Raw genomic sequence first — 10,301 nt, 5'->3', positions numbered from 1 at the left:
TGACTCGGGGTTGGGAAGGCCCGACCCCTCGGGGGCTCCACCCCCGGCCCCCCGGGGGTTTGGGGGGGGGGGGGCCCCCCCCGGGGGGGGGGGCGGGGGGGGGGGGGGGGGGGGGGGGGGGGGGCCGGGCGGGGCGGGGGGGGGGGGCCGCGGGGGGGGGGCGCGGGGGGCGGGGGGGGGGGGCGCGCCGCCGGCCCCCGCGCGCCCCCCCCCCCCCCCCCCCCCCCCCCCCCCCCCCCCCCGCGCCCCCCCCCCCCCCCCCCCCCCCCCCCCCCCCCCCCCGCGCCCGTGTCGCGTCCAGGCCGGGCGGGTGCGTCAGTGCACCGCGGGCACCAGGTTGGCCACCGGGGCGGCCTGGTCGGTGACCTGGTGCAGCTGGCCCAGGTCGTTGAGGTGCTTGAGCCCGGCCATCTGGTTGCTGGCGGTGGGGAACTCGGCCCGGTACTCGGCGGGGATGCCCCTGGTGGAGAGCGCGTCGAGCTGGCTGACCGGGTTCACCTGCGGGACCATGCGGTCGAGGGGGCCGGCGGCGTTCGCCGCCGATGCGGCGAGACCCGAGACACCGGCTGCGACGGCAAGGACTGTGGCGATTCGTCGTGTTGAGATCACGCCTGCACAACGGGCCGCGACAACGCCGGACACGGCCGCCCCCCGCTCTCACCCGACAGGCGTACCCAGGGGGCCCGGAACCGGCCGCGGGCACCCGGACGGCCGTCACGCGCAGCAGCTCCCGCCCGGGGGGAGTAGAACCCCGGGCGGGAGCTGCCGGTGCGCGGTCCGTGCCGCGACACGGATCCTGTTGCGCGCGGTCCAACGACGTATGCGGAGAAACGTTCTGCCGGTGTGCTCCCCCGCCCCGCGTCGTCACAGACCGGGCGGCCAGGCGTAGCTCTTGGGTACGGAGCCGGTGTCGGTGTCCCGGGCGACGACCAGGGCGATCTCGTCGTGGTCGCGCAGCACGATCGCCGCGGGATCCCCGCCGACCTTGCGGCCGTTGACGTACGCCGTCAGATGGCGGCCCTTGCCGGTACGCAGGCCGCCGATGCGGTCCGCGGCGAGCGGCACCCGCCACTCGGCCATGAACTGGCCCAGCGTGAAGACCGCCGGGCGGGGCGACTCGACGTGGATCACGCCACTGGTGTCGTGGGTGTGCACGGGGCTGATGCGGCCGCCCGGCTCGTCGATGCCGATCGAGGCGGGGACGGTGACGGACCGCCGGTCGACCAGGACGTCCAGGTGGGTGTGGGTGTGCTGCACCACGCCCTCGGACGACAGCATCGGCAGCCCGGCCTCGCGCACCGCGGCGGACGCGTCCGCCGGCGCGGGCCACGGCGGCGGCCCGGTCTGCTCCGCGCCCGGGTCGCGCGGATCCGGCATCGCCGAGGCACCCCCGGCCCCGAGGGCCGCGACGGCGGTGACGGCGAGCAGGGCGGCAAGGACGTTCCTGGACGTACGGGGCATGTGCGGACTCCTGGGCGTACGAAGCGGGATGGGCCGGCGGTACGGGCGCCCGGCGGAGATCGGCGGCTCCAACTCGCCTTGTTCCGGGCCCAGTTGGAGAACGATGGCGCCCCGGGATTCAGAGGCTCGCGGTGGCCGCGGGGTCGCCCTGGACCACGGGCGCGATCACGCCGGCCGCCGGCGTGGTGAAGGCGGGCATCCCGCGCCGCTCGGGGTTCGGCGCGGTGAGCGGGGCACCGATGTCGGCGCCGGGGGTGGCGGCGTGCAGCACGGAGCCGGGGCTGGCCAGCGCGGCGTTGCCGAGAGGGCCGGATCCCAGCGGGGCCGGCAGCGGCGCCCCGATGTCGGTGGTCGGCAGCGCCGACTCGATCGGGATGGACGGGACCATGTTCTTCGGCAGGAGTTTGCCCCGCACATAGCGCGGGGGGGTGGGCACGCCGGGCATCACGAGCGGCACGGGAAAGGCCGCGTTCATGGTGGGGGCGTCGAACGGAAGGACCGGGTTCATATAGCCGAGGGGGACGACGACCGGAACGGTCGGGGTCGCCGCGGCCGGCGCCACCGCCGCCGCGGTCGCCATGCACGCCATGACGCTCGCCAGTCCCGCACGTGAGGTGATTCCCATGGATGTTCTCTTCCTTCCCTGGCCTACCCGGCCGTGTCGTCCTGCAAGAACGATCCCGGCGGCTGGATCACTGCAAAGTTCCCCTGCTTGCAGCAACGCGAAGTCGAAAACGGGGTGCGCGCAATTGACCGGGCGTGCCCTTGGCCCGGCTCGGGCGTTGTAGGCATCATGAACGTACGTCGATACCTCGCCGCCGCCGCAGCCGGAACCGCGCTCGCCGCCGCCCTGTCCCCTTCCGCGCACGCCCTCGACCTCGGCGGCACCCTGAGCGGTACCGCACGGACCGCGAGCGCGGCAGGCGCGCAGATCAAGCCCGCCGCGCAGCGCGTCGTCGGGGACAAGGTGGGCCAGAAGGTGGCCGCCGTGAAGAGCGAGGTCACGGCCGGGAACGAAGCCATGGCGGCCGCCCGTGACGCGGTGAGGGCCGGACACGCCCTGGTCAGCTGATCAACGTGACAGACCCCTGGCGCGACCCCGCTGTCGACCTCGCGGACCCGGCATTCTGGAAGCTGCCCCCCGCGGGGCGCCTCGCGGGCTTCGCCCGGTTGCGCGAGCAGCCGCGTCCGGCGTACTTCGTCGAGCGCCGGGCCACCCGGCTCCGTCCCGAGCAGGGTTTCTACGCCCTGGTCCGGCACGCCGACGTACAGCAGGCGAGCCGGCTGCCGCAGGTGTTCGCCAGCGCGCCGGGGGTCACCTCGCCCGAACCGGCGCGCTGGGTGCGGACGGTGTTCGGCGACTCGATGGTCAACCTGGACGGCGCCGACCACACCCGGCTGCGGCGCATCGTCTCGCAGGCCTTCACCCCGCGCCTGCTCGCCGCCACCGAGGTGAGCATCCGCGAGCTGGCCGTACGCATCGTGGACGACATGGTCGCCGAGCGGCCCGGCGAGTTCGTGTCGGCGGTGGCCTCCCGGATGTCGTTCGAGGTCATCTGCGCGATGCTCGGCGTGCCCGACGCCTACCGGCGCAGGATCGCCCGGCAGATCGACCGGGCCGCCGAGCACGCCGGGGTACGGCGCGGCCTCGGCGCCCGGCTGCTGAGCCCCGGCAAGGGGCTGCGTGCCCTGGCCCGGATGCAGCTGACGGTGGCCCGGCTCGGCCGCGAGCGGCGCCGCCGTCCGACCGACGACCTCATCTCGGCGCTGGTCCGCGCCGACCTGGAGGGCCAGGCGCTGAACTACCGCCAGCTCGGCTCGTTCTTCTCGCTGCTGCTCGTCGCCGGGGTCGAGACGACCCGCAACGCCATCGCCCACGCCCTGGCACTGCTGACCGGCCACCCCGGTCAACTCGCCTTGCTCGTCTCGGACTTCGATCGGTACGCGGACGGCGCCGTGGACGAGATCGTGCGGCATTCGACGCCCATCATCCAGTTCCGCCGGACCGTCATCGCGCGCTACGCGATGGCGGGCCACACCTTCCTGCCCGGCGACAAGGTGATGCTCCTGTACGCGTCCGCCAACCGCGACGCATCCGTCTTCGCCGATCCGGACGTCTTCGACATCACCCGCAGCCCCAATCCGCATCTGGGATACGGGGGCGGCGGCCCGCATTATTGCCTCGGTGCGCACCTGGCGCGACTGGAGATCAAGGCCGTGCTCCGCGAACTGCTGACCCGGCCGCTGGTCCTGCGCACGCTCGGCGCCCCCGAACTCGGCACCTCCAATTTCGACCACCGCGTACGCAAGCAGCACTTCGCGTTCGATGTGACCAAGGGCTGATTCCCGGGCGTGCTGCGGTGCGCGTACCTGCGCCGGGAAGGCCGCGTCGTACCGGGCATGAACGCACACCGCCGCCTCAGGGCCGCCACCGCCGCGGCATCGCTCCTGCTCCTGGCCGGGGCAGGGTCGCCGAGACGCTCACCTCCGGCGTCGCCGCGCCGAGCGGGGCGCTCCAGCGCGGCCGCTGACGGCCCGGGTCCGCCGACACACTTCCGGGCCGACCGTGGAGGTCTCGATGGTTCCACCGCCCCGGGCCGCGCCGCCCTCCTGGAAGGTCGCGCTGTGTGCGCTGGTCCTGCTGTTCTCGGCGCTGGTCCAGTGGCCCCGGTTCGAGGGGCGGACCCCAGAACCCGTCGCGGCCGGCACCGCGGCGGGCGTCTTCACGGGGTCCGATCAGGACGGCATCGGCCGGCTCGCGGCGGTCGAGGAGTGGCGCGGCCAAGGGCCGCTGCGCGCGGGGCACACCTATCTGCCGGGCCGTACCTGGAGCGAGATCGAGGGGCCGCCGGGACTGCTCGGCCCCTGGTCCGACTGGCAGCACGGCCGCGCCGGCCGGGTGTTCGTCCTCAATGTGCCGATGCTGGACCGCAGCGAGGACCCGCTACCCGACGAGGAGGTCCAAAAGCTGCTCCGGCAGGGCGCGCGGGGCGACTTCGACGGCCACTTCCGGACCCTGGCCGAACGCCTGGTGAGCCTTCAACTCCCGGACACCGTCGTGGTGTTGGGCTGGGAGATGAACGGCACCACCTACACCCACCGGTGCGGCCCCGACCCCGCCGCCTGGCAGGCGTACTGGCGCCGGATCGCCGGGGCGATGCGCTCGGTACCGGGCCAGCGCTTCCGGTTCGACTTCGCGCCGAGCCGGGGCCGGGACGCCGTCGAGTGGACCCGCTGCTACCCCGGCGACCGCTTCGTGGACATCGTCGGCATGGACGCCTACGACCAGCCCGCGGGCATGTCGTTCCGCGCGCAGGTCGAGGAGCCGTACGGGCTGCGCGCGCAGGTGGAGTTCGCCGCCCGGCACCGCAAACCGGTCTCGTATCCGGAGTGGGGGCTCTTCAGCAACGGGGACGACGCGGCGTACGTCCGCGGCATGACCGCCTGGTTCCGGACGTTCCGGCCCGTCTACCAGACGCTGACCGACTACTGCCCGCACGGGGTGTGGGAGTGCGGCGGCCATCCCGAGGCGGCGCGGGCCTTTCGCGCTCCGTGAATCGGCGGCGCGGCAATTCCTCGCCGGGCACTGGGCTGTCAGGGGGCGCGGGCTGCGCCGGACGGGTTGTCTGTCCTTCGCGGCTCGCGTGGTCGAGCGGCGGCGCCTGCGCGGATCCCAATTATGCGTATCAACATCTGATCCCCCTCCGGATTTCCTGTTGAGAAGGGTCGCAGGCATGTACAAGTTCTCGGGTCCCGCAGCGCGGGCCGCCATCGTCGCGAGTCTGGTCTCCGCGCTGGGCACGGGGTACGCGGCCTACGCCGCGGGCCATCCCGCGTCGGCGGCGCCGCACGGCACGTGCGAGCAGAGCGCCGGTTGCGGGAAGGGGATGGGATCCGGCTCGTACTCCGGGCCCGCGACCGCTCCCCGGCCGCACGCCGCACACCGTCCCGGCGCCGGCATGCGGGGCGCCGAGCACGCGCCGACGGGTTACGGAAGCACGCAGGAGTACGGCTACGGAAGCACCGCGGAGTCCGGCCACGGCAGCGAAACCGCGAGCCCGCCCGCGCCGAGCGGCACCCCGCCCGAGCACGCCCCCGCCCCGCCCGGCAGCCCCGCGGCAACGGCGCCGACCGGCACCGCGACCTGGGCCGCGCCGACCCCGTCGACCAGCGCGTCGACCGGCACGTCGACCGGCACGTCGACCGGTACATGGACGCCGCCGACCCAGCCCCCGTCCTCGTCACCGTCCTCGTCCCCGGAGTCCTGGACATCGCCGCCGACGTACCCGGAAAGCACCCCGCCGAGCACGAACGCGACCACGCCGCCCGAGACGCCCGGCGAGAGCCCGTCGCCGTCGGCGCCGCCGCACCTCGCGCACACCGGCGCCGACGCCGGCGCCTCGCTGCTCGGCGCGCTGAGCGTCGGCGCGATCGTCACCGGGGCCGCGGCGGTCGCGCTGTCGCGGCGGGTCTCGCGCGGAAAGTAGCCGCGGGCGGAAACCGAGAATCAGTGCGGAATCGTTTTGGACGCGGCTGTCCGTTACTTATGACCGATCGACACGTTGAAGTGAAATGACGACTGCGAGTCTGCGGTCGCGTGTCCATTCAAGGAGAACTTTGATGTCTCGTATCGCTAAGACGGCCGCCGTCGTCGCCGGAGCGGGCGTCGTCGCGCTGGCCGGCGCGGGTATTGCCGCTGCCGACGCCGGCGCCGAGGGCGTCGCGACGCACTCTCCCGGAGTCCTCTCCGGCAACCTGCTCCAGGCTCCGGTCCACGTCCCGGCCAACGTGTGCGGCAACTCGGTCAGCGTCATCGGGCTGCTGAACCCGGCGTTCGGCAACCGGTGCGCCAACCTCGACGACCACGAGCAGCACGGCAACAACGGCGGCGAGAACCACGAGGGCGGATACGGGGACTAGTCCCCCGCATCCGGCCGGGCGTCCACCGCGACGGCCCGGCCGGGCACGGATCTCGCGTACGGCCTCCCGGTCTTCTCCCTCCGGGAGGCCGTCGCCGTGTCAGGCGTACCGGTAGATCCCGCTGTGGTCGAGCAGGGCCGAGGGCCGCACGCCGAACGGCGGCATCGGCTCGTCGAGCGCGGACACCCGGCCGTGCTGCGGGTCGCCCGGCGCCGGTGGTACGGCCGGGAGGTAGCGCGCCGACCGGGGGTGGGCGGCCTGCCAGCGCGACCAGAGGTTGTCGACGAAGGCGTGGTGGAGCCAGAACACGGGGTCGTTGACGGCGGCCGCGCCCAGCATGGAGCCGTTGATCCAGCGGTGCACCTGGTTGTGGTTGCGGAACTTGGCGCTGCCCGAACCCGCGGTCCAGCCCTCGATCTTGTTGCGGAAGCCGGTCCTGCTGGTGGAGTCCCAGGGCGCGACGTCGTACACCGGATCGGCCAGGGCGTAGGCGACGTGGGCGGGCGTGGGCAGGCTGATGGGGCTGTGGGGGCGGCCCATGTCCCGGGTCAGGAACCGGCCTTCGGTCACATTGACCTGGAGCTCCCAGTTCCCGTGCGCGTACGCGAAGGGGCCCGTCATGACCTGGAGGTCGCCGCGGCGCCCGTTGCCGCCCATGAAGTCGTCGCTCCACAGGGACGAGGCTGGCGAGTTGTCCCGCGTCCAGTCCCAATAGGGCACGGTGACACGGGAGTTGATCTGCTGGAGGGCCCACTCGAAGTGGAGCAGGAACTGGCGGTGCCACGGCAGGAAGGACGGCGTCATGTGCGCCACCCGCAGCCCGTCGGCGCCGTCGGAGACGTAGAAGTCGATGTGGGTGCGCACCAACCCGTCGTACCCGCCGCGCCTTTTGAGTTCGAGGACGGCATCGACGAACGCCCTGCGTTCCGCGCTCGTGAGGTCGCGCTGGTTCTTACGCGTGTACACCACGGGCTGCTCCTGCCTGGTGGCCGGCGTGCACGGGTACGGAGGCGAGCCGGGCGGGACCGAGCGCCGCCGCGGCGGCGCGGGCGGCCTCCTGTGCGGTGGCGTACGACTCGTAGTGGTCGACGGAGCTGAGGTAGCTGCCGTCGGCGCGGCGCATCAGGGTGAGCCGGCGCCCGTCCACGAACACGGTGATCTCGGTGCCGCCCGCCTCGGCCGGCCAGCCCTGGATGCGGTGTCCGGCGTGCATCTCGTCGAACATGGACCCCGTGTTCCGGTCCGACGAGCGCGGTACGGAGGCGCCCGCGGGCTCGCCGTAGGGCGCGGCGGACCGGATCCGGGAGAGCGCCGTGCCGGTGAAGGCGACGGTCGCCGAGGCGAACAGGGCGCGCAGCAGACCGCGTCGGGCGACGCGCCAAGAGATGCGCGGCGGGGGCGTGCCGGGCCTGGTGGGCTCGGGGGCGCGGCCCCGGGGGCGAGTGCGGCCCGTCCGTCGTGCGTGCCAGAAGTGTGTCGCGTCGTTCATGGGCGTCTCCCTCGTGCTCGCTCGCGCGGACCGGTCCGGCACATGCGTGGGCCCCGGAAACCAGCGTGATTCCGGGGCCCGTCCAAGCGTCCGCTCTCCTTGTCTGCTGCCGGGTTCAACGAGGCCCGGTGTCACAGGAAACGGCCATGGCCGTGACGTGGGCTCTCCCCGGGCCGGTACTGGCTGCACGGCCCGGGGAGTCCTCAACCATGCGACTGGTCAGTGGAGTCAACGCTTCCGGATGCCGGGCGTATCGCGGCCCACGCGTGATTCACACGGTCGGCCCAACGTTCCTGCGCCGCCGCCGTCAGCTCGTCCAGAAGTCCCACCAGCGGGTCAGGATCAGCATGCCGACGATCGCGACGTGCAGGACCGGCAGCACCCAGGTGAACTCCGACAGCAGGCTCCTGGCCCAACCGGGCGCGGGCAGCACTCCGGTGCGCAGGGTGAAGGAGGTGACGTACCAGAACATGACGATCGTGGCGACCCAGGCCAGACAGCACCACAGGCACAGCGAGTTGATCCGGTACAGCGACTCGAACTGCAGCCAGCTGACGAAGCAGACCCCGAACAGGGCGCCCGCGTTCAGCGTGAGCCAGTACCAGCGTCCGAAGCGCCCGCCCGCGAGCAGGCTCGCCCCGGCGCACACCACCATGCCGTACGCGACCAGCCCGAGCAGCGGGTTGGGGAACCCGAAGACGGCGGCCTGGCTGCTCTTCATGACGTTGCCGCAGGACACCACCGGGTTGAGGCTGCACGCCGGCACGAAGTGCGGGTCCGCCAGGAGCGCGAACTTGTCGAGGGTGATGACCCACGCGGCCACCAGACCGGCCACCCCGGTGAGGACGAGCAGCCAGGCGAGGGCACGGCTGCCGCCGAGCGTGGTGGCGCCCGCTCGCCGGGGGCCGGACGAGGCGGTGGCCGGCGCGGGCGGCTGGAGTGTCGCGGGGGTGGGCATGGCTGTCTCCGTTGTCGTCCGGTGAGGGTTCAGCCGCGCAGGCGGCGGACGGGGAGCACGCAGTGGCCGGCGGTGGAGATGGTGTCCTCGTCGCCCGCGAACGCCCTCAACTGCTCGTCGCTGACGGCGATTCCGGGCCTCCCCCCGGGCCAGGAGCGGGTGGCGAAGATGAACTGGACCGTGCCGCGCTGCCCGGCGGCGACGAGCCACTCGGGCGGCGCCGGGCACTGGACGGTCACCGACGGCATGGTCAGCACGGCCTGGCCGCCCTGGACGATGAGGGTCACCGGGAGCGCGGCCCCGCGGGCCTGGTCGAGCACGCTGCCGGCCGGCATGCCCAGCTCGTCGAGGAGCGCCCGCGCAGCGGCCTCGGCGCCTTCGGGCCCCTCGATTCCGTCACCGAGGGAGTACGCCATGAGGACGGGCACACGCTCGGCCTCTTCGGGGTGTCCGCCGCTCCAGGCGATGACGGCGAGCGTGCCCAACAGGGCTGCCCTGGAAGGCTGTACGGCGCTGGCGGCTGAGGTCATGGCGGGACTCTAGCGACATTCCGGGCCGAGCCCGGCGCAGCTGTCACCCAGGTGGATCAACCGGTTCTTCACGCATGTACCGGAACATCGGGGCGCCCCGGACATGGCGGAGCGGCCCCGGGATCCTCCGTCCGCGGAGCCGCTCGATCGCCCTGTGCGGGCGGTACGTCACTCTTCGTTGGCGCAGGCGTTGCCGAACGCCGGGTTCACGGCGCCGATGACGTTCACCGTGTTGCCGCAGAGGTTGATCGGTACGTGGATCGGCACCTGGGCCAGGTTGCCGGACACGACGCCGGGCGAGTTCACGGCAGCGCCCTCCGCACCCGCGTCGGCGAAGGCGGCGCCGGACGCGGCACCCACGGCGAGACCGGCGGCGGCGAAGGCGAGAGCAGTCTTCTTGGCGGTGTTCATGGTGGAGCCTTCCACTCGGGAGTTGCCTCAGCGTAGGCAAACGACCGGGAGCCGCCGGGAGCGAACACGCCGGGTTTATTGTCTTTCCCTCGTACAGCGCAGAACGGTATGACGATCAGTCAATTGACTGCCGTAACACTCCCGTTCACATTCCTAACTCACTGCCCCAGCGGAATGCCGCCGAGGAGCCGGCCCGTCTGAGCCGTCCCCCTGGTCTCGCCGAGGCCCCGGGCGGCGCTTCCCACCGTGTGCCGCAGCGAGTCGTTCGACTGAGGGTCGAGCAGGTTGGTCTGGATGGGCATGGCGTCGGCCACCGGCGCGGTGGCGAGGTGCTGGGCCAGCGAGTCGACCCCGCTGTTCGGGCTCATGGGGTGAGTGAGGTGACCGTGCGCGAAGGCCGGGGCCGCGGCGCCCGCGACCGCGAGGGAACCGGCGACTGCCGCGGCAATCTTCAGGGACTTCATCATCATTCCTTCCGCTGAATGCATTGCGCTGCTTCGCCTTGGGTAACGACTCCCGGACGGCGGAGAAA

14 protein-coding genes are annotated in these 10,301 nt (G+C 73.1%); 5 read left to right on the top strand and 9 right to left on the bottom strand.

Going from position 1 to position 10,301, the window contains the following annotated elements:
• Positions 1 to 315: 315 nt before the first annotated feature.
• The 3 genes from ACIQ8J_RS18230 to ACIQ8J_RS18220 form a co-directional block, all read right to left on the bottom strand.
• Complete coding sequence (locus ACIQ8J_RS18230) at positions 316 to 609, bottom strand: hypothetical protein (protein WP_403272525.1); 294 nt, start codon at positions 607 to 609, stop codon at positions 316 to 318.
• A 255-nt stretch (positions 610 to 864) separates the two neighbouring features.
• Positions 865 to 1,461, bottom strand: a complete 597-nt coding sequence (locus ACIQ8J_RS18225; protein ID WP_403272524.1) for a hypothetical protein — start codon at positions 1,459 to 1,461, stop codon at positions 865 to 867.
• Between the two features lie 118 nt (positions 1,462 to 1,579).
• Positions 1,580 to 2,086, bottom strand: coding sequence for a hypothetical protein (locus ACIQ8J_RS18220; RefSeq protein ID WP_403272523.1), 507 nt, complete (start codon positions 2,084 to 2,086; stop codon positions 1,580 to 1,582).
• 168 nt (positions 2,087 to 2,254) lie between these two features.
• Here ACIQ8J_RS18220 and ACIQ8J_RS18215 point away from each other — a divergent pair, with 168 nt between their 5' ends.
• From ACIQ8J_RS18215 to ACIQ8J_RS18195, 5 genes are all read left to right on the top strand, one after another.
• Entirely contained in the window at positions 2,255 to 2,533 is a 279-nt protein-coding gene (locus ACIQ8J_RS18215; protein ID WP_403272522.1) for a hypothetical protein, read from the top strand.
• Positions 2,534 to 2,538: 5 nt separating this feature from the next.
• Complete coding sequence (locus tag ACIQ8J_RS18210) at positions 2,539 to 3,804, top strand: cytochrome P450 (RefSeq protein WP_403272521.1); 1,266 nt, start codon at positions 2,539 to 2,541, stop codon at positions 3,802 to 3,804.
• A gap of 235 nt (positions 3,805 to 4,039) precedes the next feature.
• On the top strand, positions 4,040 to 5,017 hold the full coding sequence (locus ACIQ8J_RS18205) for a glycoside hydrolase family 26 protein (RefSeq protein WP_403272520.1): 978 nt from the start codon (positions 4,040 to 4,042) through the stop codon (positions 5,015 to 5,017).
• Between the two features lie 178 nt (positions 5,018 to 5,195).
• Positions 5,196 to 5,948, top strand: a complete 753-nt coding sequence (locus ACIQ8J_RS18200) for a hypothetical protein (protein ID WP_403272519.1) — start codon at positions 5,196 to 5,198, stop codon at positions 5,946 to 5,948.
• 133 nt (positions 5,949 to 6,081) lie between these two features.
• Entirely contained in the window at positions 6,082 to 6,381 is a 300-nt protein-coding gene (locus ACIQ8J_RS18195; protein WP_403272518.1) for a chaplin, read from the top strand.
• A gap of 99 nt (positions 6,382 to 6,480) precedes the next feature.
• Here the strand turns inward: ACIQ8J_RS18195 and ACIQ8J_RS18190 are convergent, their stop codons facing one another.
• From ACIQ8J_RS18190 to ACIQ8J_RS18165, 6 genes are all read right to left on the bottom strand, one after another.
• Positions 6,481 to 7,350 (bottom strand): tyrosinase family protein, encoded by an 870-nt coding sequence (locus ACIQ8J_RS18190; RefSeq protein WP_403272517.1) that lies wholly within the window; start codon positions 7,348 to 7,350, stop codon positions 6,481 to 6,483.
• A complete protein-coding gene (locus ACIQ8J_RS18185) occupies positions 7,334 to 7,870 on the bottom strand; it encodes a tyrosinase family oxidase copper chaperone (protein WP_403272516.1) in 537 nt (178 codons plus the stop codon). Before ACIQ8J_RS18185 ends, ACIQ8J_RS18190 begins: the two co-directional genes overlap by 17 nt.
• 307 nt (positions 7,871 to 8,177) lie before the next feature.
• Positions 8,178 to 8,828, bottom strand: a complete 651-nt coding sequence (locus tag ACIQ8J_RS18180) for a vitamin K epoxide reductase family protein (RefSeq protein ID WP_403272515.1) — start codon at positions 8,826 to 8,828, stop codon at positions 8,178 to 8,180.
• A gap of 29 nt (positions 8,829 to 8,857) precedes the next feature.
• The gene (locus tag ACIQ8J_RS18175) at positions 8,858 to 9,358 is read right to left on the bottom strand and encodes a DUF5949 family protein (RefSeq protein WP_403272514.1); all 501 of its coding nucleotides are present in this window, start codon (positions 9,356 to 9,358) and stop codon (positions 8,858 to 8,860) included.
• Between the two features lie 168 nt (positions 9,359 to 9,526).
• The gene (locus ACIQ8J_RS18170; RefSeq protein ID WP_403272513.1) at positions 9,527 to 9,769 is read right to left on the bottom strand and encodes a chaplin; all 243 of its coding nucleotides are present in this window, start codon (positions 9,767 to 9,769) and stop codon (positions 9,527 to 9,529) included.
• 158 nt (positions 9,770 to 9,927) lie between these two features.
• Positions 9,928 to 10,233 carry a hypothetical protein gene (locus ACIQ8J_RS18165; RefSeq protein WP_403272512.1) on the bottom strand — a complete coding sequence of 102 codons (306 nt, stop codon included), beginning with the start codon at positions 10,231 to 10,233 and terminating at the stop codon, positions 9,928 to 9,930.
• Positions 10,234 to 10,301 lie beyond the last annotated feature (68 nt).

Source organism: Streptomyces sp. NPDC094147 (genome assembly GCF_044764265.1).
In the GTDB taxonomy this organism is placed as follows: domain Bacteria; phylum Actinomycetota; class Actinomycetes; order Streptomycetales; family Streptomycetaceae; genus Streptomyces.
This window is presented reverse-complemented; position numbering and strand designations above follow the sequence as displayed.